The sequence below is a fragment of the Amazonocrinis nigriterrae CENA67 genome (genome assembly GCF_016056305.1).
Classification (GTDB): Bacteria; Cyanobacteriota; Cyanobacteriia; order Cyanobacteriales; family Nostocaceae; genus Amazonocrinis; species Amazonocrinis nigriterrae.
Genome location: NZ_JAECZC010000007.1, coordinates 281,814 through 308,286, shown reverse-complemented (window position 1 = coordinate 308,286; position 26,473 = coordinate 281,814). Strand labels below are relative to the sequence as shown.

The window sequence follows — 26,473 nt, the reverse complement described above, 5'->3', positions numbered from 1 at the left end:
ACTTAAGGTTGTGGCGCTTTGTTTTGGTTCAAAATGCTGGTTTACATTTACATCAAGGCATAAATCACAGATTAGAGGAATCGACAAAGGATATCTTACGTTATTGAGAATTATTTGTGAAGAGGATGTTGATAATTGACAAAAAGAGTATTAAAGTAATGAGTGGAATTGAGAAAGACTTTTAATAAGCTCACAAATACTAAATTTAGTATTTACATAACTGATGCTTATGATTGTCTGTGGTTGATGATACCGCGTGGATTTGACGAACAAGGTATCTGCAACTAGGTTTCAGGTTTTTATCAGGCAAGATTCTGCATTTAAAAAGGGTGCATCCCAATGCCAGAAAGTACAACGCATCTAGATGACAATTGCAAAAAACTCTCACTTAGGAAATTTTCTACATTTGTAGAGATACTGCGGTACAGAAGTAACAGACAATCAGATATAGAGGCTTTTACCTTTCTGCAAGATGGCGAAACGCAAGCAGCAAGCTTGACTTACCAAGAGTTGGATCGGTGCAGTCGAGCGATCGCAGCGCAACTCCAAGAGTTAAACTTGAGCGGGGAACGTGCTTTATTACTATATCCACCAGGATTAGATTATCTAGCTGCTTTTTTTGGCTGTTTATATGCTGGGGTTGTGGCTGTTCCCGCCTATCCACCACGCAATCAACGCAACACCCCCAGGATACAGGCAATCATTGCAGATGCACAGGCTAAGATTGCCCTGACAACAACAGCGCTTTTACCAAGCTTACAATCTTTACTAAAAGACAAAGCAGACTTAAATAATTTGCAGTGGCTTGTCACCGACAACCTACCAGACGGTAAAGAAGAAGCTTGGCTTGAACCTGCAATTGACATAGATAGTTTAGCTTTTTTGCAATACACATCAGGTTCCACAGGTACACCCAAAGGCGTGATGCTGAGTCATGGTAACTTGTTGCATAATGCTGCGGCAACATACGAATTGATGGGACATTCCCCTAATAGTGTGTTCGTCTCATGGTTGCCTACATATCATGACATGGGATTAATTGGTGGGATTTTGCAACCTCTTTATGGTGGGTTTCCTTGCATCTTAATGCCGCCAGCGTCCTTTCTCCAGCGTCCTTATCGTTGGTTGCAGGCGATTTCTGAGTATAAAGGTACGACGAGTGGCGCACCTAACTTTGCTTACGAGTTGTGTATGCAAAAAATTACACCAGAACAAAAACAAACTCTGGATTTGAGTAGTTGGAGTGTGGCATTTAACGGTGCTGAACCCATACGACACGAGACTTTAGAAAGGTTTGCGTCTAGCTTTGCCGACTGTGGTTTTCGTAAACAAGCATTCTATCCTTGTTACGGTATGGCGGAAGCAACATTGATGATAGCTGGGGGTGATAAAGCTGTTTTCCCTAAAATCAAAACAGTGGAGAAAGCTGCATTAGAACAAAATCAAGTAATTGACAAGATTATTGGCGAAGAGGTACATAGTTTAGTTAGCTGTGGTCAAACTCTGCCACAACAACAAATTGTGATCGCTAATTTAGAAACTTTAACTCGCTGTCAACCAAAAGAAGTAGGGGAAATTTGGGTATCTGGCCCCAGTGTGGGGAAAGGTTATTGGCATCGAAAAGAGGAGAGTAAAGAGGTTTTTCAAGCCTTTTTATCAGACACCGGTGAAGGGCCTTTTCTTCGCACCGGTGACTTAGGCTTCTTGGATAATGGGGAAATTTACATCACCGGTAGGGCTAAAGATTTAATTATCATTCGTGGGCGTAACCTTTATCCCCAAGATATAGAACTGACCGCAGAACGTAGTGATTCTTCATTGCGTATTGGTAGTGGTGCAGCTTTTGCAGTAGAAGTAGAAAATGAAGAACGGTTAGTAGTAGTTCAAGAATTAGAGTTTCGTGCTAAACCGAATTTAGCAGAAGTTACTACTGCTATTCGCCAAGCAGTCGCCCAAGAACATGAAATACAAGCTTACGCAGTTGTTTTAATTCAAGCGGGTACTATTCCCAAAACTTCCAGTGGAAAAATTCAACGCCGCGCTTGTAAAGCAGAGTTTCTTAATGATAGTTTACAGGTGGTAGGTAAAAGTATTTTGGATAGTGAGGAGGCAAGCCTTACACAAGATAGAAATTCTCTAACCTCATACTTGCAAGAATTAATTGCCCAAGCATTAAAAATACCAGTATCAAAAGTTCAAACCCAACAACCATTAACAGCTTTGGGAATTGATTCCTTGATAGCTTTTGACCTCAAAAATCAAATTGAGGTAGATTTTGGGGTGGATGTATCTATTAACGAACTTTTACAAGATGCGAGTATTGAACAACTAACAAAACAAATCTTAACTCATAGAGATAGTAAGCAAAAACGGCTAGAACTTCAGCCAATTTCTCGTCAAGGACAACTACCCCTGTGTTTACCCCAAGAACGCCTATGGTTTTTGGAACAATTAGAACCAGGAAATCCATTTTATAATGTAGCGATCGCAATTCAACTCAATGGCGTTCTCAACCTAGACATTCTTCAACAAAGTCTCAATGAAATTATCCAGCGTCATGAAAGCTTGCGAACCAGTTTTGTCTCTGTAGAAGGTCAACCCGTGCAAATAATTCATCCTAGTTTGGATGTGAAACTAGCGAAAGTTGATTGTACTTACCTCGACAATACCACATATGTAGAAAATTTAATTTTAGCAGAAACTCAACAACCTTTTGACTTATGCCAAGCGCCACTATTACGCACTCAAATTTTGTGTATAGCAGAAAATAAACATTTGCTATTATTGACCATGCATCACATTATCTCTGATGGCTGGTCAGTCGGTATTCTGATTCAAGAACTTGCAGCATTATATCAGGCTGTATTGGAAAATAAACCTTCACCTTTATCTGAGTTAACCATTCAATACGCCGATTTTGCTTACTGGCAAAGACAATGGTTGCAACAAGAAAATTTAAAAACCCAACTTAATTATTGGCAACAGCAACTTAGCAATAGTCCACCTCTATTGCAATTACCTACAGATCGACCGCGCCCGAAAATTGCGACTTTCATCGGTAAAAAGCACAATATTACATTACCTCAATATTTGAGTCCAGCGGTGAAAGAATTGAGTCAAAAAGAAGGTGTCACCGTCTTTATGATACTCTTAGCAACTTTTCAGACATTATTATATTCTTTATCTCATCAAGAAGATATTGTTGTTGGTTCTCCTGTGGCTGGTCGTAACCATCCTCAAACACAAGGATTGATTGGCTTTTTTATTAATACTTTGGTGCTGCGTACTAACTTCAGTGGAAATCCTACTTTTCGAGAGTTATTAGTACAAGTCAAACAAGTAGCATTAAAAGCCTATGCCCATCAAGACGTACCTTTTGAAAAGCTGGTAGAAGAGTTACAGCCTAAACGTAATCTCAGCTATAACCCTTTGTTTCAGGTAATGTTTATTTTCCAAAATGCACCTATACCATCAATTGAATTACCTGGGTTAACATGGCAACCCCAAGAGGTAGATAGTGGTTCCTCAAAATTTGATATGAAACTGAGTATTTGGGAAAGTGCAACAGGATTTCAAGGTTCATTTGAGTATAAAACAGACTTATTTCAATCTTCTACTATCAGTCGCATAGCAAGTCATTTTGAATTATTGCTGCAAAGTATAGTCAACCAACCAGATATGCATTTACAGGAGTTAGCTGCTATGGTGATAACAGCAGAAAAAGAACAACAAACTCTGCAAGATAAAGCATTAGAAAGTATTAGTTTACAAAAACTGAAGTTGAGCAAGCGGACTGTAATTAGATAAAAATTAAACAATTGATGATATTTAATATTTATAGGAGTAATTACAATGAACTTTGTACAGTATTGGCAAAATATCTACCAAAAACTCCAACAGCAATTCTTGCCCTTAGTTTATAGCGATGATTTAAAGAAATTATCATTATTTTATGGTACAAAATGGGGGAATGAAAGTGGCGATCATATGTATGCCCAGCATTATGAAAAGCATTTTGCGCCTATTCGTAAACAGGAATTAAAAATTTTAGAAATTGGGATTGGAGGTTATGACAATCCAGCAGATGGTGGTAGTTCATTAAAATTATGGAAAACTTACTTTCCCAATAGTATGATTTATGGAATTGATATTGTAGATAAAACAGCGTTTGCAGAAGACCGGATTAAAATATTTCAGGGTAGCCAAGATGATGAAGATTTTTTAAAAGAAGTTATAGATGAAACTGGCAAACTAGATATTATTATTGATGATGGTAGTCATATTAACCAACATGTAATCAAATCCTTCAAAACGCTTTTTCCTGCTTTGAAGGACGGTGGTATATATATTGTGGAAGATACCCATACTTCCTATTGGCCTAGTCTAGTAGGTGAAGGGTGGTCAAACTTTGGTAAGGGAAACGTATATTTAGAAAGTTTGGCAAAAGTAGGCGGTAGCCTGGATTTAAATCACCCACAAACAAGTATGAATTTCTTCAAAAGATTAATTGATGGATTAAATTATGAAGAGTTTTTATTTCCGGGTTATGTTCCTTCTTATTTTGATAAACATATAGTTGCTATGCACTTTTACCACAATTTAGTTATTCTTTATAAGGGTAATAATATTGAAGGCAGCAACATTTTAGAAAACAATACGCTGCAACCATATATATTAGAAGCATTGGGTATCAATTCATTATGTGAATTGGGTCTAGATTTTGATAGTGTTGCCGACCAATATGTGCGTACTGATAATTAAGCATACAAGCTGAAGTATTACTTCTGCTAAAAAATTATGAACATTTCCCATTCCTCACAACCTAGTCTTAAAAGTTTGGGTATTCCTAAGCGTCAAGCTGTCAAAGACTTGGTTCAGATAACCCCCCTGATAGCTGATAATTCTTTACCATTACTGATACAAGCAACTGTAGAAGGAGTCAATTTAGTTGCTTGGGTAGCGAACAATCAAAAATTGATTAAAAAACATTTAATCAAGCATGGGGGTATTCTGTTTCGCAACTTCCAAGTTAAAGATATAGCGGAATTTGAACAGTTTATCCAAGAGGTTGCTGGAGAGTTATTAGAATACCGCGATCGCTCTTCTCCTCGCAGTGCAATTCAAGGTAAAATCTACACATCTACAGACCATCCAGCTAACCAACAAATCCTACTTCACAGCGAAAACTCCTACGCTGCTAATTGGCCTTTAAAAATCTTCTTTTATTGTGTAAAACCAGCACAGCAAGGAGGAGAGACACCCATCGCTGACACGCGTAAAATTTATCAAAGAATTTCTCCTCAAATTCGGGAAAAGTTTGCTGAAAAACAAGTGATGTACGTCCGCAACTTTGGCGATGGTTTTGGTTTACCTTGGCAAACCGTTTTTCAAACAACTAACCGAGAAGATGTAGAAGAATTTTGTCACCAGAATAGTATAGAATTTGAGTGGAAAGCAGAAAATAAATTAAGAACTTACGCCCAGCGTCCAGCCATTGCCAAACACCCAATTACAGGTGAAACAGTGTGGTTCAATCATGCTGTATTCTTCCATATTTCTAGTTTAGAAATATCAATTCGTGAAGAATTATTAGCAGAATTTAGCGAAGCTGACTTACCACACAATACTTATTATGGAGATGGTTCACCCATTGAACCAGAAGTATTAGATGAAATCCGTGCAGTTTACCAACAAGAGACAGTAATTTTTCCTTGGCTGAGTGGTGATATATTGATGTTAGATAACATGCTAACTGCCCACGGTAGACAACCATTTATAGGTGATAGAAAAGTAGTTGTAGGTATGGCAGAGGCATACAGCAAAGTGCTAAGTGCTGAGTAGAAAGCAAGTTATTTCAAGGCTTTTAGCAATCAGCACTATCTTAAACTATGCTTCGACTGCTATACAACATATAAATTTCTCTTTCTTTCCTCTCTCTGCGCCTCTGTGTCTCTGCGTGAAAAAAATATTTTCAACTATTCATGCAAGAGAAATAATAATCAAGAATTTCTTCCAAATTATTTAACCAGATTAACAATGTTTCCAGAAATTCAGGGATATCAACTTTCATCCCAACAAAAATATTTATGGCAAATACAACAACCTGCTAGCCAAATATATCAGGTTAAAAGTGTTGTTTCCATTACCGGAAATCTCAATATTGAATTACTCAAAAATGCCATAGAACAGGTTGTAAATCGTCATGAAATTCTTCGTACATGTTATAAAGTACTTCCAGGGATGACAATTCCTGTACAAGTCATCACTGAATCTGGGATTAATTGGAAGCAAAACTATGATTTAACAAATTATACAGCTGAAGAACAAAAACAAAAACTGTCCTTATTGTTTGAGGAATTTAGTCAACAGGCATTTAACTTAGAGACTGGAACACTTTTACATTTATCATTAATCACTTTATCTGCTAATAAATATAAATTATTCATCAGTTTACCTGCATTATCTGCCGATAGAGACACACTGAAGAATTTCATCAAAGAAATTAGCTATACTTACGCTAATAAATATAATAGTCTTGAAGAAGTCATGCAGTATGCTGACTTGGCGACCTGGCAAAATGAACTCTTGTCAGCAGCAGATACAGAAGCAGGTAGAGAATACTGGCTGAAGCAAGATTTTTCGGCTTTGCAAGCATTGCATCTACCTCTAGAAAAAGAGAATGTTGCTGAATTCGCATTTCAGCCAGGAACTTATACTTTTAGTTTGAATGCACATCTTGTAGAACAAATAACAACACAGTATCAATCTTCGGTAGCTAATTTCTTTTTAGCTTGTTGGAATATTTTGTTATGGCGTCTCACAGGACAAGAAAACTTAGCTATTAGTGTTGCTACCAATGGACGTAAATATCAAGAATTAGAATCAGCATTAGGACTTTTATCTAAGTATGTGCCTTTAAAATACCAAGTTAAAGAAGATATAACTTTATCTCAATTTTTCAATGAGCTTCAGCAAGCTGTTGCTAAAAATTATAACTATCAAGAATATTTTAGTTGGGATAAGCTAGCAGATTTGTCGGGCAATAACTTTTGTTTTGAATATGATGAGATTAGATTAAATTATAATTTTGATGATATATCTTTTACAATTGACCAGCTAAAAGCTTGCATCGATAGCTACAAAATCAAACTTGCTTGTATACGTCAAAATGATTCATTTGATATAGAAATTACATACAATATTAATTATTTTTCAGCAAGAGATATTCAACGTTTAGCAGCACAATTCCAAAAATTAATCGAGAGTGCAATTTCTCAGCCTGAAGCTATCATCAGCCAATTACAAATACTCAGCAACAGCGAAACTCAACTACTTTCTTTACTGAACAATACTAAACTTGATTACTCAATCAATAAATGCATCCATCATTTATTTGAAGAACAAGTAGCTAAAACACCGGATAAAGTCGCTATAGTCTTTGCTGACCAAAAATTGACCTATACAGAACTAAATCATCGTGCTAACCAAATTGCAGCCTATTTACAACAATTAGGTGTAGGAGGAGAAATATTAGTAGGGCTATGTGTTGAACGTTCTTTAGATATTGTCCTTGGTATCCTTGGCATTCTGAAAGCTGGTGGTGCTTATGTACCTTTAGATCCTACATACCCCAAGGAACGCTTGGCGTATATGTTGCAAAACTCCCAGGCAAAAGTATTGTTGACTAAGGAGTTTTTAATCGAAGAATTACCAGAACATTCAGCCCAATTAGTTTGCTTAGATAAAGACTGGGATTTAATTGTTCAGCAGTCAAGAGAAAATTTAAAACAAACAGCTATTTGTAGTAATTTAGCTTATATAATTTACACCTCTGGTTCAACAGGAACGCCAAAGGGAGTCAGAGTTACCCATGCTAATTTATGTCATTACGTCCAAGCAATGCAAACAGCGCTGGATATTGTAGAATCAGATAAATATTTACACACTGCATCAATTGCTTTTTCATCTTCTGTTAGACAGTTGATGGTGCCTTTAACTAAAGGTGCAACGGTGGTCATTGCAACTTCCGAACAGCGAAAAGATCCGTTGACACTGTTTGCAGAAATTAAGCAACAGCAGGTGACAGTTATTGATATCGTTCCCTCTTACTGGCGGAACTGTAATCATTTACTGAGTAACTTAAAACCAGAGTTAAGAACTACTCTTTTAGATAACAAATTACGCTTAATTGTCTCTGCTAGTGAACCTTTATTATCAGATATTTGCACTCAATGGCGGTTTGGCTTGCAACACAACGCCAGTCTCATCAATATGTTTGGTCAGACAGAGACATGTGGCATAGTTGCAGTTTATCCTATTGCGATCGCACAACACGAAAGAGTACAAATCATTCCTCTTGGTCGTCCCATTCCCAACACCCAAATCTATATCTTAGATAAACATCTGCAACCTGTACCCATAGGAGTTGCTGGTGAATTATATATTGGTGGCTTGGGTATTGGTCAAGGCTATTTGCATCGTCCAGACTTGACAGCCGAAAGATTTATACCCAACTTCTTGAGTACAGAACCAGGAACACGGCTATACAAAACTGGGGACTTAGGACGTTATTTACCAGATGGTACAGTTGAGTTTATCGGACGCAGCGACCACCAAGTTAAAATTCGCGGTTTTCGCATTGAATTAGCAGAAATTGAAGCAGTACTTTGTCAACATCCATCTGTGCGGGAAGCTGTGGTTGTGGCGAGGGAAGACTCACAAGAAAAGCGATTAGTTGCTTATATAGTATCTAATGATCAGAGCGTTCAAAATTCCAACTTCAGTAACTACCGCAGCTTTTTAAAAGAAAGATTGCCTGATTATATGATGCCTTCTAACTTTGTAATGTTGGAAGCATTACCTTTAACACCTAATGGGAAACTCAACCGTCAAGCATTACCTGCACCAGAACAAGTACAACTTTCACAAAAAACGCCCCATACTTTAGTAGAAGAGGTAATAGCAGGAATTTGGGCACAAATTCTGCATCTTGATTTGGTAGGAATTGATGATAACTTTTTTGAATTAGGTGGACACTCGCTATTAGCAACGCAAGTTGTTTCTCAAATTAGAGAAATATTACATATAGATTTACCTCTGCGGAGTTTATTTGAATCGCCAACTGTCGCTGCACTTGCGGAACGTGTAGAATTAGCGCTGAATATGGGAGAAAAACAGCAAGTATCGCCCATAAAACCAGTGGTACGAAATGGCAAATTACCACTTTCTTTTGCCCAGCAGCGACTCTGGTTTCTCGACCAGTTAGAACCAGATAACAGTACTTATAACCTATCTCTATGTGTGCGACTCCAAGGTGTGCTAAACATAGCAGCATTAGAACATAGTCTCAACGAAATTGTTCGCCGTCATGAAGTTTTACGAACTACTTTTACAGCAGTAAATGGGCAGCCAGTTCAGATTATTGCTTCGATACTGAGTATTAATTTGCCAATTTTAGATTTAAGTAAATTATCAAAATCAGCACAAGAAATAGAAATTAAAAAACTAGTTAAACAACAGGCACAGCAATCTTTTAATTTAACTAGTGCCCCACTATTCAATGCCATAATCTTACAAATATCCGAGCAAGAATATGTGTTAGTATTTACCATACATCACATCATTGCCGATGGTTGGTCAACAGGCATAATTGTGCAGGAATTAACAGCACTGTATGAATCTTTTTGTACTAACAAACCCTCATCATTAAAAGAACTACCCATCCAGTATGCAGACTTTGCCGTTTGGCAAAGAGAATGGTTGCAAAAAGAGGTGTTATCATCTCAAATAAACTACTGGAAGCAACAGTTGAGTGGTAGTTTACCAGTATTAGAACTTCCCACCGACCGACCAAGACCAGCTATTCAAACTTTTGTTGGTGGAAAACAGTCGTTTCAAATTTCTTCAAGTCTCACCGCAGCACTCAAAACTTTGAGTCGAAAAGAAGGTGTAACGCTGTTTATGACTCTATTAGCAGCATTTCAAACTTTACTCTATCGCTACACTCAGCAAGAAGATATTTTAGTAGGTTCACCGATTGCTAACCGTAATCGGGTGGAAATTGAAGGACTGATTGGCTTTTTTGTCAATACTTTAGTACTGCGAACTGACTTATCTGGCAATCCCAGTTTTCAAGAATTACTCAAACGAGTACGGGAAGTCACACTTGGCGCTTATACTCACCAAGATTTGCCCTTTGAACAGTTGGTAGAAGAGTTACAACCAGAGCGCAATTTGAGCTATACACCACTATTTCAGGTGATGTTTGCATTGCAAAATGCTCCTCTTGAAGAACTGAAACTTCCAGGTTTAAGTATTAATTTAGAGGAAGTAAATACTGAAAAATCTGCCTTTGATTTAACTTTGTTCTTAACAGAAAGCAATCAAGGCTTGATGGGAGTGTTTGAATATAACAGCGATTTGTTTGATGCTGAAACCATCAGCAGAATGCAAGGGCATTTTCAAACTTTACTAGAGGGAATTGTAGCTCATCCTAACCAGCAACTATCAGACTTGCCTATATTAACTGTTTTAGAACAACAACTGTTTACTGACTGGAATAAAACAAAAATCGAGTATCCTTGTGTTTGTATTCATCAGCTATTTGAGGCGCAAGTCGAACGAACACCCAACACTGTCGCAGTGGTGTTTGAAAATGAACAACTTACTTATAGAGAACTGAATACCAAAGCCAATCAACTCGCTCATTACTTGCAAAATTTAGGAGTAGGGCCAGAAGTATTGGTGGGGATTTGTGTAGAACGTTCTTTAGAAATGGTTGTAGGGCTGTTAGGTATTCTCAAAGCAGGCGGTGCTTATGTACCTTTAGACTCAGCCTATCCTCAAGAACGATTAATGGGGATGTTGTCAGATGCTGAAATATCAGTTTTACTTACTCAAAAACCGTTACTAGAAAATTTACCACTTCATAATGCTCAAGTAGTTTCTTTAGATATTGAGTGGGAGAGAATTTCACAACAGTGCGATCGCTACCAATTCAACACAGTAACTCCCGAAAACTTAGCCTATATAATTTACACTTCTGGTTCCACTGGAAAACCCAAAGGTGTGCAAATTTCTCATGGTGCTGTTGTCAATTTCCTAATGGCAATGCGCCAAACTCCTGGCTTAACTGAAGAAGATATATTACTGTCTGTCACTACATTATCTTTTGATATTGCAGCTTTAGAAATATATCTGCCTTTAATTGTAGGCGCTCAAGTAGTTATCGCTAGCCGTCAAGAATCCTCTGATGGCATACAATTGGTAAAACGCTTAAATTCCTGTGGTGCTACAGTCATGCAAGCTACCCCAGCAACTTGGCGAATGTTGCTGTCTGCTGGTTGGAGTGGTAATCAACAATTAAAAATTCTGTGTGGTGGTGAAGCACTTGATTACACCTTAGCCCAACAATTACTGCAACGGTGTAAAGAATTATGGAACATGTATGGCCCTACAGAAACTACTATTTGGTCAGCAATACATCAGATAGAAAATAACGTTTTTGTGGGTCATCCTATCGCTAACACAGAATTTTATATCCTTGATTCATATCATCAATTATTGCCTATAGGTGTAGCTGGTGAATTACATATCGGTGGCGCTGGTTTAGCGCGTGGTTATTTAAATCGACCAGAACTGACAGCACAAAAGTTTATAGCTAATCCTTTTAATTCAGATGCCACTTCTCGGTTGTATAAAACTGGGGATTTGGTGCGTTATCATCCAGACGGCACAATTGAATTTTTGGGAAGAATCGACAATCAATTTAAACTGCGAGGCTTCCGAATAGAATTAGGAGAAATAGAGGCGACAATCAATCAACACCAATTTGTGCAAGCCAGTGCGGTTGTAGTTCGAGAAGATGAACCAGGTGATCAACAATTGATTGCCTATGTAGTGATTAAACCAGAACAAACATTGGCAATTGCTGATTTACGCCGCTTGTTAGCTGAGAAATTACCTAATTACATGGTTCCTTCAACTTTTGTTATGCTGGAGAATTTGCCCCTAACACCTAATGGTAAAATAGACCGTCGAGCGTTACCTGCACCTGATACAAACAGAACTAATATAGAAGAAATTGTTGTTGCACCACGCAATTCGATTGAGGAAGTGATTGCAGAAATTTGGAAGCAAGTTATTGGTCTTGAACAAGTAGGTATCAATGACAATTTCTTTGAGTTAGGTGGGCATTCACTATTAGCCACTCAAGTAATATCTCGCTTGCGAAAAACTTTTGAAATAGATTTATCGCTACGTTCTTTATTTGCATCCCCGACAATAGCTGAACTAGCCAAAACTATCCAACAGACAATCAAAGCCAAACTCGGATTAAATCTTCCTTCTATCCAATCGGTGTCCCGAAATACCGATTTACCACTGTCGTTTGCTCAAGCAAGATTATGGTTACAAGAACAACTTTATCCGGGCAGTTTTACATATAACATATCAGCAGGCGTCCGCCTGACAGGATTCCTTAATATAGCTGCATTAGAGCAAAGCTTAAATGAAATCGTGCGTCGTCATGAAGTATTGCGTAGTTATTTTACTTTAGTAAATGGGCACGCATTGCAAGCGATGCCTATGGCAACGTCTTTGACGATCGCTCCCACTTTAAATGTAAATTTGCCAATCATAGACTTATGTCATTTACCAGAAGCAGAACGTTCTAGCGAAGTGCAAAGACTGGCTATTGAAGAATCACAACGCACCTTTGACTTATCTCAAGCGCCCTTGCTGCGATGTACTCTCCTGCATCTGGACGAGAACGAACATATTGCATTGTTGACAATTCACCATATTGTCTCTGATGGTTGGTCAATGGGTGTGTTAATTCAAGAGTTAACAACCCTCTATGCAGCCTTTTGTGCAGGGGAAATATCCCCACTTCCAGAACTACCCATCCAGTATGCAGATTTTGCTGTTTGGCAACGTCAATGGTTGCAGGGTGATGTCTTACAAACCCAACTTGACTACTGGCAGCAGCAATTGCAGAATTTACCTGTTTTACAATTGCCTACAGACTTTCCCCGCCCAGCACAGCGTACCTTCAGAGGCGCAAAACAAACTCTGATATTACCCAAGAGTTTATCTCAAGGTCTGAAACAATTGAGTACCAATGCCGGAGTAACGTTGTTTATGACTTTGTTAGCTGGGTTTCAGACGCTACTGCATTACTACACAAACCAAAACGATATTGTGGTGGGTACCGATGTCGCCAACCGCAATTATGCAGAAACAGAACCATTAATTGGATTTTTTGTCAATCAATTGGTGTTGCGTACCGATTTGGCAGGAAATCCCAGTTTTGACGAATTGTTGGAGAGGGTACGCGATCGCACTTTATCAGCCTACACATACCAAGATTTACCTTTCGACAAATTAGTAGAAGTACTAAATCCTGAACGTGATTTCAGTCGTTCGCCTTTATTTCAGGTGAAATGTATTCTCCAAAATGCGCCAATGCCACCGCTAGAATTGCCGGGTTTAACACTCAGCCTGTTAGATATTGATAAAAAAGTTGCAGAGTTTGACTTACTCTTAGTACTGACAGATACAGAACAAGGAATAATAGCAGATTTGAAATACAGCACAGATTTGTTTAAGACTGCTACTGTATCTCAAATGTTGACAAATCTGGAAATAATTCTCAGCCACATTGTGTCACAACCTGATGTTAAACTGCATGAGCTAACAGCAATGCTTGCGGAAGCGGACAAGCAACAGCGTCTTTTTCAAGAGCAAGAGTATCAGAAGACTATTCAACGAAATGTAATGAACATTAAGCGCAGGTCTAAGTAAAAGTAAAAAGGCTTGAAGAGAATTATTGTGTAAATAATGTTTTAGATCACGCAGAGGAGACACTGCGTTGCGCGGGTTAAGAGCGTTGAAGCAAGTGTCGTCGGCTCTGCCGACTTGAAGCAACTGGCGTCGCGCAGAGGCGCAAAGAAAGAGTTATCAATTGAGATTTTTGCAAATGGAAGAGTTACAAAATACCCCAATACCAGATAATCAAGTACCTATAAAAAGTCAAGTATTTAAGCGTAAATCGCTCAAAATATCTTCACAAGATTTAATTGATACAGAATATTTAGAACCAGGAAAAAACTTTCCTTTGGTGATAAAATCTTCTGTAAGAAAGGTAGATTTAGCAGTTTGGGCATCTAGTAATAGGGATTTTATAGACACGCAGTTGTTGAAACATGGAGCTATCCTTTTCCGGGGTTTCAATGTGGAGACTGTTGCAGGATTTGAGCAGGTAATTAAAGCGATTTGCTTTGAAGCTTTGGAATATCGTTATCGAGCTTCACCACGTACTCAAGTGAGTGACAGAATTTATACGTCAACTGATTATCCTGCTGATCAAAGTATCTTTCCTCATAATGAACATGCTTATTCTCCTACCTTCCCTTTGAAAATATTCTTCTTTTGTCTGACACCAGCACAGCAGGGAGGAGAAACACCGATTGGCAGTTGTCGGGAGATTTTTGAGCGGATAGATCCCAAAATTCGAGAACGTTTCATGGAAAAAAAAGTCATGTACATGCGGAATTTTGGTGATGGTTTTGGCTTACCTTGGCAAACTGTATTTCAGACAAATGAAAAAGCAAAAGTAGAAGAATATTGCCGTATTCATGATATAAAAGTTGAATGGAAAGATGGCGAACGCTTAAGAACACGTCAAGTTGGCCCGGCTGTTGTTAAACATCCTCGAACAGGTGAACTTGTCTGGTTCAATCATGCAACTTTTTTTCACGTTTCTACCTTAGAAAAAAATACCCGCGAGGCACTATTAGCAGGTTTCAAGGAAGAAGATTTACCAACTAATACATATTACGGTGATGGTTCTCCAATCGAACCTTCAGTTTTAGAGTCTCTACGCGAAGTTTATCAGCAAGCAATGGTTACTTTCCCCTGGCAAAAAGGGGACATCTTAATGTTGGACAATATGTTAGCAGTGCATGGACGCCGCCCATTTGTAGGGCCACGCCAAGTTTTAGTCGGGATGGCAGAACCGCTAAATATCAAAGAACTTTAAATTTTACAATTGGATTTTCGGAATATGGCTACAGAAATAATTGAGGGTTTTGAACTTTCACCTCAACAAGAGCATTTATGGTTATTACAGCAAGTAACTCCAAGTTCGGCTTATTTTGTTAAGTGTGCTGTTCTCATAGAGGGAAATATCGAGACAACTAAATTAGTTGCAGCTTTACAAGATGTTGTGAATCGTCATGAAATTCTCCGCACTACATTTAAATTTGTACCTGGAATGATGATTCCAGTTCAAGTTATTACTAATGGCAACGTCAGATTCAATAACCACTATAATCTAGATGGTTATACTTATCAGGAACAATCAGCGAAAATCGCAGCAATTTTTCAGAAATTTAAGCAGCAAAACTTCGACTCTGAAACAGACTCACCTTTGCATGTTTTGTTAGCTAGTTTATCGCCATTAAAGCATGTATTATTTATTGGTTTACCTGCTCTTTATGCAGATACAAAGACTCTCAGAAATTTAGTTTGTGAACTTAGTCGTTCATATGCTAATAGTCAGCAACTATTGGCAGAACCACTACAATATGCCGATTTCTCCCAATGGCAGAATGAATTGATAGAGTCAGAGGCGGCTGAAATTGGCAGAGAATATTGGCGTAAACAAGATTTATCAGATATTCTTCATTTACAGTTGCCTTTTGAAAAGCATATTACTGAAGAAACAGAATTTGAACCAGAGTTTTTGAGTTTGAAAATTAATCCTAATTTTAAAGATAATATTGCAGCGATCGCTCAAAAATATAATACTTCTCCTTCTATATTTTTGCTAGCTTGTTGGTCAGTTTTACTTTGGCGTTTGACTCAACAACAAAACCTACTTATTGGTAAAGTTTTTGATGGCAGAAAATTTCCAGAACTACAAGAGGCGATGGGTTTATTTGCCAAATCCTTACCACTTCCCTGTCATTTGCAAGAAAAATCAACATTTTCAGAGGTATTACAACAAATCAGCAAAACTGAACATGAACTTTACAAATGGCAGGAATGTTTTTCTTGGGAGTTAATTAAAAACCAAGATGCAAATATTTCAGATTTATCTTATTACCCTATATGCTTCGATTTTGAAGAAAATTATGTAAAATATACCGATAGTAATATATCTTTTGCAATTCAAAACCATTATGCTTGTATTGAGAGATTTAAAATAAAACTTTCTTGTGTGCATAATCATGATGCTCTATTTACAGAATTTCATTATGATTCTCAACGTTTTGATGCACAAGATATACAGCGCTTGTCAGAACAATTTCACACTTTATTAGAAAGCGTAGTAAAGAATCCTGAAGCCGTAATCAGTGAGTTGGAAATTTTAAGCGATCGTGCCAAACACCAACTAATAGTAGAATTTAACCAAACCCAAGCTGATTACCCCAAAAATAAATGTATTCACCAGTTAATTGAATACCAAGCACAGCAGCAACCAAATAATATTGCTGTGGAGTTTGAGAATCAAAAATTAACCTATGGACAACTCAATAGCCGTGCTAATCAACTAGCATATTACCTACAACAAAATGGTGTTACACCAGGAACTTTAGTAGGGATATGTGTTGAGCGCAGCCTTAATATGATTGTTGGGATTCTTGGTATACTCAAAGCTGGTGGTGCTTATGTACCTTTAGATCCAACTTATCCTCAAGAAAGATTAACTTGGATTTTAGAAAATTCCCAAACATCCGTTTTATTAACTCAGCAACCATTACTAGAAAAATTACCAACACATCAAGCGCAAGTTATTTGTTTAGATACTGATTGGGAAATCATTGCACGCCAAAACCAAGAAAATCTAACTCTGCAACTTACACCTAATAACTTAGCTTATATTATTTACACTTCTGGCTCTACAGGCAAACCAAAAGGAGTGCAAATTACCCATCAAAACCTCGTTCATTCGACAACCGCTCGGATTAATTATTATCAAAAACCTGTCAGCCGCTTTTTATTACTTTCATCCTTTGCCTTTGATAGTTCAGTCGCAGGTATCTTTTGGGCACTTTGCTGTGGAGGAACTTTAGTCTTACCCCAAGAAGGTTTACAGCTAGAAATACCAAAGCTAGTTAAGTTAATTTGTGAAAATCAGATTTCCCATCTTTTAAGTCTTCCTTCCCTCTATGCTCTAATTTTGCAACAAGCAATACAGGAACAACTAGCTTACCTACAGGCTATTATTGTTGCTGGCGAAGTATGCCCCAGTGAGTTAATAAAACTACATCAAAAATATCTGTCAGAAGCTTCTTTATATAACGAATACGGCCCAACAGAAGCAACTGTATGGAGCAGTGTTTATCTTTGTCAGTCTCAAGAATTAACACGAGTTCCCATCGGTCGTCCCATTGCCAATACCCAGATTTATATTTTAGATGCAAACCTTCATCCTGTTCCTATTGGCGTTCCTGGCGAGATATATATTGGTGGTGACGGTATCGCCATAGGTTATCTCAACCAGCCAGAACTAACCGCCGAGAAATTTATCACTAACCCATTTAGCAAAGAACCAACAGCACGCCTATATAAAACTGGAGATTTAGCTCAATACTGTGTAGATGGAAATATTGAATTTCTCGGAAGAATTGACCAGCAAGTCAAGATTCGCGGCTATCGTATTGAACTAGGAGAAATTGAAGCAGCTTTAAAACAACATCCTACAGTACAGGAAGTTGTAGTTGTTGCCACAGAAGAAAATCCCCGCCACATCGCCTATATAGTTCCTAATCAACAACCATCTCCTTCTAGCAGTGAATTTCGCAGCTTTTTAATGAAAAAGCTACCTGAATATATGATGCCTTCCGCCTTTTTGATGTTGAAATCTTTGCCTGTATTACCTAATGGCAAAGTAGACTATAAAGCACTACCTAAACAGGTGCAAGTTCAACTAGAAGAAACTTTTGTGGCTCCTCAGTCTGAACTTGAGCAAATAATTACTAATATATGGCAAGAGGTGCTGCAAGTTGAAAAAGTAGGTATCCATCATAATTTCTTCGATCTCGGCGGTCATTCATTATTGATGGTACAAATTCATACTAAACTGCGTGTAGCTTTAAATAGAGATATATCAATGGTTGAATTGTTTGAATGTCCAACAATTAGCATGTTGGCAAAACATTTAAGCCAGAAACAAGAGGAACAGCCTGCTTTTAAGCCAAACCCCGAATCAGTTCAAGCCCGCAGAGAGTCGAATCAGCAACAAAGGCAACTCAGACAAAAACATCGAGCAATACTACAGTAGTAGGCTGAATATGAATAACTATAATACATTTAATTGCCTTGATGAAATAGCTATTATTGGCATGTCAGGTTGTTTTCCTGGAGCTAAGAATATTGAGGAATTTTGGCAAAATTTGCGAGATGGTGTAGAATCAATTTCTTTTTTTACTGAAGAAGAATTAGTGTCTTCAGGAATAAATATAAATGAGTTGAATCAGCCTAATTATGTCAAAGCCAAAGCGATATTAGACGATATAGATTTATTTGATGCTGCATTTTTTGAATTTTCCCCAAAAGAAGCAGAAATCACAGACCCGCAACACCGCCTTTTCCTTGAACATGCGTGGACTGCTTTAGAAAATGCTGGCTACGACTCGAAAACCTACACAGGTCAAATTGGAGTCTATGCGGGTGTGGGAATGGACACTTACTTTTTGTTTCACCTTTATCCCAACCGCGAACTTATAGAAGAATCAATAGGGAAATTCCGAACATTAATTGGTAATCGAGGAGACTTTCTACCGACACTTGTCTCTTACAAATTAAATTTAAAGGGGCCAAGTGTCAATGTGCAAACTGCCTGTTCCACTTCATTAGTAGCAGTTCATTTTGCCTGCCAAAGCTTACTCAACGGCGAAAGCGATATTGCTCTGGCTGGTGGGGTTAACATCACTTTGCCACACAAAGCTGGTTATCGCTATCAGGAAGGAGGAATTTTATCTCCTGATGGACATTGCCGCGCTTTTGATGCCAAAACACAAGGAACTCTGACTGGTAATGGTGTAGGCATTGTAGTATTAAAGCTATTAAAGAATGCGATCGCAGATGGCGATTATATCCATGCTGTCATTAAAAGTTCAGCTATTAATAACGATGGTTCTCTCAAAGTAGGTTACACTGCACCGAGTGTTGATGGGCAAGCAAAAGTCATTGCTGAAGCTCTTTCCATATCTGGAGTTCATCCCGAAACAATCAGTTATATAGAAACTCATGGCACCGGAACAAATCTTGGTGATCCCATTGAAATTGCAGCATTAACTAAATCTTTCCGTACTACAACTCAGAAAAAGAATTTCTGCGCCATTGGTTCACTGAAAACAAATATTGGACACTTAGATGCAGCAGCTGGTATTGCTGGTTTTATCAAAACGGTTCTGGCACTCAAGCACAAACAAATACCCCCCAGCTTACATTTTGAAAAGCCCAATCCTCAAATTGATTTTGCCAACAGTCCCTTTTATGTGAATGTCCAATTATCTGAATGGAAAACAAATGGTACTCCCAGACGTGCTGGGGTGAGTTCCTTTGGTATTGGCGGCACTAATGCTCATGTAATTTTGGAAGAAGCCCCTGTTTTTGAGCTGGGGTGCAGAGGAGCAGGGGAGCAGGGGAGAGGACATCAATTATTAGTACTCTCGGCCAAAACCAGCACAGCCTTGGAAACTGCCACAACTAATTTAACTAATTATTTACAACAACATCCAGAACTGAACTTTGCAGATGTTGCCTATACATTAAGTGTAGGTCGTCGTGCATTTGAATATCGGCAATTTGTAGTTGCTGCTGATATTGAAGATGCAATACAAGCTTTAACGACACAAGACCCACAAAGAATTTTCACCCATCACCAACAACAACAAAATTTGTCTGTAGTTTTCATGTTTCCTGGCCAGGGTTCGCAATACATTAATATGGGTTGGGAACTCTACCAAACACAACCAATATTCCGTCAACAAATAGATAATTGTTGCGAAATCCTCAAAGAATATTTAGCAATAGATTTACGCGATATACTCTATCCCAGTACAACAAAAATTCAAAACCAACAACAATTAATAGAGACAAAAATTGCCCAACCTGCACTATTTGTCATCGAGTACGCCTTAGCAAAACTATGGATGGCTTGGGGCGTAAAACCTGATGCAATGATTGGTCATAGTATTGGCGAATATGTCGCCGCTTGCTTAGCTGGAGTATTTACTGTTGAAGATGCCCTACGGATAGTAGCTACTCGTGGGCAATTAATGCAACAACTTCCTTCAGGGAAAATGCTAGCCATACCACTATCAGAGTCGGAACTTCAGTCTTTGTTGAATGAGCAAATTTCCCTTGCAGCTAGCAATGCACCCTCGCTTTGTGTGGTTTCTGGAACTGAATCAGCAATTGCAGATTTACAACAAAAACTCAGCAGCCAAGGTATAGATTGCCGCCAACTGCACACCTCCCATGCCTTTCATTCTGTGATGATGAACCCCATCATCCCAGCATTCACAGCAGAGTTACGCCGCATTCAACTTCAGCCACCCACAATTGCTTTTGTATCTAATGTCACTGGCACTTGGATTACTACTGAACAAGCCACAGACCCCGACTATTGGGCGAAACATCTAACCTCTTGTGTACGTTTCGCTGATGGTATCGCTCAACTACAGCAACAGTCAGGGCAAATTTTCCTCGAGGTTGGGCCTGGGCGGACATTGAGTACTTTACTCAAACAATATTCACAACTCAATGAACAACAAATTATACTCAATTGCTTACGCCATCCCCAAGAACAACATTCAGATGTCACCTTTTCACTCAACACTTTGGGTCAACTTTGGTTAGCGGGAGTTGAAATTAATTGGTCTGGCTTTTATAGTGAGCAACATTTGCGTGTGCCTTTGCCGACATATCCTTTTGAAAGGCAGAGATATTGGATAGAACCACAATCACCTGTTAGTCGTGTTAGTCAAAGTCAAAAACAATCAAATATTGCTGAGTGGTTTTATACCCCAGTTTGGAAACAGTCAGTAACAGTAAAGCCTTTGGCAATTGAGAAGCTAACACAACAAAAGTTGTCTTGGTTGCTATTTGTTGATGATTGTGGATTGGGAAGTGCGATCGCTAGTAGTTTACAACAACTAGGGCATGATGTAATTATTGTCACAGTAGCACAACAGTTTGGCAAAGTTAGCGATCGCACATACTGCATTCATCCCCAACAAAGAAATGATTATGATGCTTTGCTCCAAGAATTACACTTATTGAATTATCCTTTAGATAAAATTGTCCATTTTTGGGGCGTTACCCAGAATCATCAAATAACATGGGAACAAAGTCAAGCTTTTGGCTTTAACAGTTTGCTTTTCCTCGCCCAAGCACTTGCTGAACAAGGTTTTACAAATGCACTCGAAATCTTTGTTGTTACTAATAACTTACATAGCGTTATTGGTGATGAACAACTATGTCCAGAAAAGGCAACTGTTTTAGGCCCTTGCCAAGTAATTGGACAAGAATATTTCAACATTACCTGTCGTAGCATTGATATTGTTCTGCCAACGCAACAACATTTACAACAAAAACTAACTGAACAACTTTTAGATGAATTTACAACACAAACAACAGATTTAATAGTTGCTTACCGTGGGCATTATCGTTGGGTTCAAAATTTTGAACAAGTAAAGCTAGAAGCACCTACTTTTCAAAATATACAATTGCGTCAAGGGGGAGTTTATTTAATTACTGGTGGTTTGGGAGGTATCGGTTTATCCTTGGCAGAATATCTTGCCCAGACCGTGCAGGCAAAAATTGTATTGATAGGACGTTCTAACTTACCTGAAAAAGATAAATGGGAACAATGGCTAGAAACTCATGATCAGCAAAACTTTATCAGCCAGAGAATCAAGAAAGTTCAGGCATTAGAAAAGTTTGGTGCAGAAGTTTTAGTCAAGAGTGCTGATGTCACTAATCAAGAACAGATGCAGGCATTAAAAACACAAGTAATTGAACGTTTTGGTGCCATTCACGGTGTCATCCATGCGGCAGGTATTGCAGGTGGCGGCATGATACAAATAAAAACTACACAAGTAGCAGCAAATGTTCTTGCCCCAAAAGTGCAAGGAACATTAGTTATAGATCACATCTTCCAAGGTGAAAAATTAGATTTTATAGTACTTTGTTCGGCTCTTGCTTCTATTGTCGGAGGATTTGGTCAAGTAGATTATTGTGCTGCGAATGCTTTTTTGGATAAATTTGCTCAGAAGAATTCTCACAATACTATTTGTATTAACTGGTGTGCTTGGCAAGAAGTAGGAATGTTCGTTAATACTGCTGTGCTAGAAGAACTGAAAGAACGGCGTCAAAAGCACGTACAAGCTATTAAACCTAAACAAGGAATTGATGCATTTAATCGGATTTTGGCAAGCAGTCTGTCTCAAGTTGTGATATCTAAGTATCATCTACCAACAGCAATTGAGCAAAGCTATTCTAAAATTTCCTTAGAGCATGAATTCAAAAAAATCCAAAATCAATTTTCAAATGCAAATTTGTCGAAGTCACTCCATTCTCGCCCCAAATTAAAAAATGATTATGTTGCTCCTAGGAATGATGTTGAAAAAACTATCGCTAAGATATGGCAAAATATTTTAGGTATAGAACAGATTGGTGTTTATGACAATTTTTTTGAGTTGGGCGGTCATTCCTTGTTGGCAACACAAGTGATTTCTCAAATACGAAAAGCTTTGATAGTAGAGTTACCTTTACGCGAACTTGTTTCTGAATCTCCTACAATTGCTCATTTAGCTGAAGTAAGTACTCAATTGTTGATGGGGAAAATAGCAGAATTATCAGAAGAAGAAGTACAACGGCTTTTAGAGATTTAGTGTAATACCAATCCTATGTGAAAATGTAGTTAATTTTTCAGAAGCAAACTGCAAAGTACCCAAAGAATGCAAAGAAAAAGGTAATTATTTAGTGGAAGTTTATTTAAAGTTAATTATTATTAACAAAATAATAAGTGCAAAATTAATAGAGATATAATATGACTGAATCCGATGCGCTGTTACAACAAAAACTGAATTTATCACCAGCGAAAAGAGCGCTTTTTGAAAAGTTGGTACAAGGTAAATTGAGAGTTACTACAATTCCTCGGCGTCAACAATCGGATTCAGTTTTTCTGTCTTTTGCTCAAGAGCGACTGTGGTTTTTTGAACAGTTAACGCCCAATCAATATTTATATAACGAGCCTTCGGCTTTCCGTCTTCAGGGTAAGTTGAATGTAGATGCAGTAGTGCAAAGCATTAATGAAATTGTGCGGCGTCACGAAATTTTACGCACCACATTTACTACGGTAGACGGACAAGCACAGCAAATTATTGCTCCCTCATTGACTTTAGAGTTACCAATAGTCAATTTAGAATCGCTAGCTTTGGAAGTACAGGAGAGTGAGGTAAGAAGGCTAGCGACAGTAGAAGCACAGCAACCATTCAACTTAAAAACGGGGTCGCTGTTGCGAGTAACTTTATTGCAATTGGATGCAGAAGAGTACGTATTGTTGTTGACCATGCATCACATTATCTGCGATCGCTGGTCTAGTACAGTACTGATGCGTGAGATAGCGGCGTTGTATTCAGCCTTCAGCCAAAATCAGCCCTCGCCACTGCCACAACTGCCAATTCAATATGCTGATTTTGCTGTATGGCAAAGGCAATGGCTAGTAGGAGAGGTTTTAGAAAAACAAATATCTTACTGGCAACAGCAACTTCATGGCGCTCCCAGTTTACTAGAGTTACCAACTGACCGTCCGCGACCTGCACTGATGAGCTATCGCGGTGCGGAAAAGTCGGTTGTTTTGTCCAAGGAACTAACACAGAAACTTAAACAGCTAGCACAGCAAGAGTCAGCAACCCTATTTATGACCTTGCTAGCAGCGTTTCAGACTTTGCTCTACCGCTACACCCAGCAAGAGGACATCTTGGTAGGCACGACAATTGCTGGCCGCAACCGTGAAGAATTAGAAGGGTTAATTGGATTTTTTGTTAATACCTTGGTGTTGCGTACCAACTTGAGCGGTAACCCTAGTTTTCGAGAGTTGTTGAGTCGAGTACGTGATGTAGCTTTAGGAGCTTATGCTCATCAAGATTTGCCTTTTGAACGGCTAGTAGAGAAACTACAGCCTCAACGAAACTTAAGTCATACACCATTGTTTCAGGTAATGTTTCAACTGCAAAATACTCCCACAAGCAGTATAGAATTGCCAGATTTAACTTTGATGCCTTTAAAGTTTGACAACGAAACGGCAAAATTTGATCTGACTCTGGAGATGGCGGAGAACGAGTCAGGAATGATTGCCAATTTAGAGTACAACACCGATATTTTTTATCCAGAAACTATTATTCGGTTGTTGAAGCATTTCCAAATATTATTAGAGGGTATAGTTGTTAATCCTGATCAGCGTTTGTCAGACTTACCATTGTTAACAGCAAGTGAGGAAAATCAACTTTTAAAAGAGTGGAATAATACACAAAATGATTACCCTCAAGACCAATGTATTCATCAGTTCATAGAAGTTCAGGCAGAGAAAATACCCCATGCGATCGCAGTAGTATTTGAAGAACAATATTTAACTTATCAAGAACTTAATCAAAAAGCTAACCAACTAGCACATTACCTCCAAAAACGAGGCGTGGGGCCAGAGGTGTTGGTAGGAATTTGTGTAGAGCGTTCTTTGGAAATGATTGTGGGAATTTTAGGCATCCTCAAAGCGGGCGGGGCTTATGTACCGCTTGATCCAGCATATCCCCAAGAACGTCTAACTTTCATGTTAGAAGATGCTAATTTAGCTTTATTATTAACTCAACAACGATTGCAAGAATGGCTACCTCAAAATCAGCATCAAACTATTTATTTAGATGCAGATTGGCAGTTAATCACTCAAGAAAATCATGAAAATTTGCAGACAAAAGCGACAACTGCAAACTTGGCTTATGTGATTTATACGTCAGGTTCCACAGGTAAACCCAAGGGAGTGATGGTGCAACATCATTCTTTAGTAAATTATACAGAAACGGCAATTGCTAAATATGCACTGAAGGCAAGCGATCGCGTTCTGCAATTTGCCTCTATCTGCTTTGATGCAGCAGCAGAAGAAATATTTCCTTGTTTAGTACAAGGGGCTACTTTAGTGCTGCGGAATGATGCTATGTTGAGTTCAATTCCAGCTTTTTTACAGCAATGCCAAAAATGGGAAATTACTGTATTGGATCTGCCAACAGCTTTTTGGCATCAAATGACTGGGGAAATTTTCAGAGAAAATTTGCACCTACCTGAAGAATTACGGTTGGTAATTATTGGTGGAGAGAAGGGATTATCAAAATATTTGCGAATATGGAGAAAATATGTAAATTCACAAGTACAATTAATCAATTCATACGGCCCTACAGAAGCCACAATTGTAGCAACTATTAGCAATTTATCTAACTGCCAAATACAAAATCCTGAATTATCAGAAGTGCCAATTGGCAAAGCAATTGATAATGTACAAGTTTATATATTAGATTCTCATCTCCAGCCTAATCCTATTAGTGTACCTGGGGAACTATACATAGGTGGTATGGGTATTGCTAGGGGATATCTCAACCAACCTCAACTAACAGCAGAAAAATTTATTCCCAACCCTTTTAGTAATGAACTAGGGACACGTCTCTATAAAACAGGTGACTTAGCCCGTTATTTACCTAATGGCGAAATTGATATTTTAGGGCGGGTTGATGATCAAGTAAAAATCCGAGGTTTTCGCATTGAATTAGGCGAAATTGAAGCGAGATTAAACCAACATCCCAAAGTTAACAAAGCAGTAGTAAAAGTTTGGGAGGATGAACAAGGTGATAAACGTTTAGTAGGATATGTCAGTTCCCAATCAAAACCACAACTAACAGTTACTCAACTGCGAAGCTTTTTGAAGGAACAACTGCCAGAATACATGATACCTTCTGCCTTTGTAATTTTAGAAAATTTACCTCTCACTCCCAACGGCAAAATAGACCAACGTACATTACCTGTACCAGAAAGATTTCGCCCAGAATTAGCAGCTAATTATGTAATACCACAAACTGAAATAGAACAAACTATTGCTAATATTTGGCAAAAAGCTTTAAATCTTGAAAATATCGGTATTCATGATAACTTTTTTGAACTCGGTGGGCATTCATTGCTAATGATTAAAGTTCATAGTGAATTGCGTGAAAGTTTTAAAACTGATTTAGCAATGCTTGATTTATTTAGATATCCAACTATCAGTTCCTTAGCAGATTTACTGAGTCAATTCAAAAATCAAACTTCATCCATTAAAAAGACGGATAATCAGGCAGAAACAATTACAACTGCTAAAGAAAAACAAAGAAAACGTCTAGAAAAAATGAAATCACTCAAAAATATTTAAGGAATT

8 protein-coding genes are annotated in these 26,473 nt (G+C 38.2%); all 8 read left to right on the top strand.

The features are described 5' to 3' along the window. Positions 1-339: 339 nt before the first annotated feature. The 8 genes from I8748_RS06420 (at position 340) to I8748_RS06385 (ending at position 26,467) form a co-directional block, all read left to right on the top strand. Positions 340-3,807, top strand: coding sequence for a condensation domain-containing protein (locus I8748_RS06420; RefSeq protein ID WP_198123813.1), 3,468 nt, complete (start codon positions 340-342; stop codon positions 3,805-3,807). Positions 3,808-3,852: 45 nt separating this feature from the next. Continuing rightward, on the top strand, positions 3,853-4,761 hold the full coding sequence (locus I8748_RS06415; protein WP_198123812.1) for a class I SAM-dependent methyltransferase: 909 nt from the start codon (positions 3,853-3,855) through the stop codon (positions 4,759-4,761). 36 nt (positions 4,762-4,797) lie between these two features. Continuing rightward, on the top strand, positions 4,798-5,841 hold the full coding sequence (locus tag I8748_RS06410; protein WP_198123811.1) for a TauD/TfdA family dioxygenase: 1,044 nt from the start codon (positions 4,798-4,800) through the stop codon (positions 5,839-5,841). A 195-nt stretch (positions 5,842-6,036) separates the two neighbouring features. Continuing rightward, the gene (locus tag I8748_RS06405) at positions 6,037-13,803 is read left to right on the top strand and encodes an amino acid adenylation domain-containing protein (RefSeq protein ID WP_198123810.1); all 7,767 of its coding nucleotides are present in this window, start codon (positions 6,037-6,039) and stop codon (positions 13,801-13,803) included. A gap of 175 nt (positions 13,804-13,978) precedes the next feature. Continuing rightward, positions 13,979-15,040, top strand: coding sequence for a TauD/TfdA family dioxygenase (locus I8748_RS06400; RefSeq protein WP_198123809.1), 1,062 nt, complete (start codon positions 13,979-13,981; stop codon positions 15,038-15,040). Positions 15,041-15,064: 24 nt separating this feature from the next. After that, positions 15,065-18,289: a non-ribosomal peptide synthetase gene (locus tag I8748_RS06395; protein ID WP_198123808.1), complete on the top strand. Its 3,225-nt coding sequence runs from the start codon at positions 15,065-15,067 to the stop codon at positions 18,287-18,289. Positions 18,290-18,299: 10 nt separating this feature from the next. Next, positions 18,300-22,910: a type I polyketide synthase gene (locus I8748_RS06390; RefSeq protein WP_198123807.1), complete on the top strand. Its 4,611-nt coding sequence runs from the start codon at positions 18,300-18,302 to the stop codon at positions 22,908-22,910. A gap of 158 nt (positions 22,911-23,068) precedes the next feature. Continuing rightward, positions 23,069-26,467, top strand: coding sequence for a non-ribosomal peptide synthetase (locus I8748_RS06385; RefSeq protein WP_198123806.1), 3,399 nt, complete (start codon positions 23,069-23,071; stop codon positions 26,465-26,467). Positions 26,468-26,473 lie beyond the last annotated feature (6 nt).

What these genes read in the sequence shown, in the direction of transcription:
- I8748_RS06415 (WP_198123812.1), top strand. Translation starts at nt 3,853, where the DNA reads ATGAACTTTGTACAGTATTGGCAAAATATCTACCAAAAACTCCAACAG.
- I8748_RS06405 (WP_198123810.1), top strand. Translation starts at nt 6,037, where the DNA reads ATGTTTCCAGAAATTCAGGGATATCAACTTTCATCCCAACAAAAATAT.
- I8748_RS06400 (WP_198123809.1), top strand. Translation starts at nt 13,979, where the DNA reads ATGGAAGAGTTACAAAATACCCCAATACCAGATAATCAAGTACCTATA.
- I8748_RS06385 (WP_198123806.1), top strand. Translation starts at nt 23,069, where the DNA reads ATGACTGAATCCGATGCGCTGTTACAACAAAAACTGAATTTATCACCA.
- I8748_RS06420 (WP_198123813.1), top strand. Translation starts at nt 340, where the DNA reads ATGCCAGAAAGTACAACGCATCTAGATGACAATTGCAAAAAACTCTCA.
- I8748_RS06390 (WP_198123807.1), top strand. Translation starts at nt 18,300, where the DNA reads ATGAATAACTATAATACATTTAATTGCCTTGATGAAATAGCTATTATT.
- I8748_RS06410 (WP_198123811.1), top strand. Translation starts at nt 4,798, where the DNA reads ATGAACATTTCCCATTCCTCACAACCTAGTCTTAAAAGTTTGGGTATT.
- I8748_RS06395 (WP_198123808.1), top strand. Translation starts at nt 15,065, where the DNA reads ATGGCTACAGAAATAATTGAGGGTTTTGAACTTTCACCTCAACAAGAG.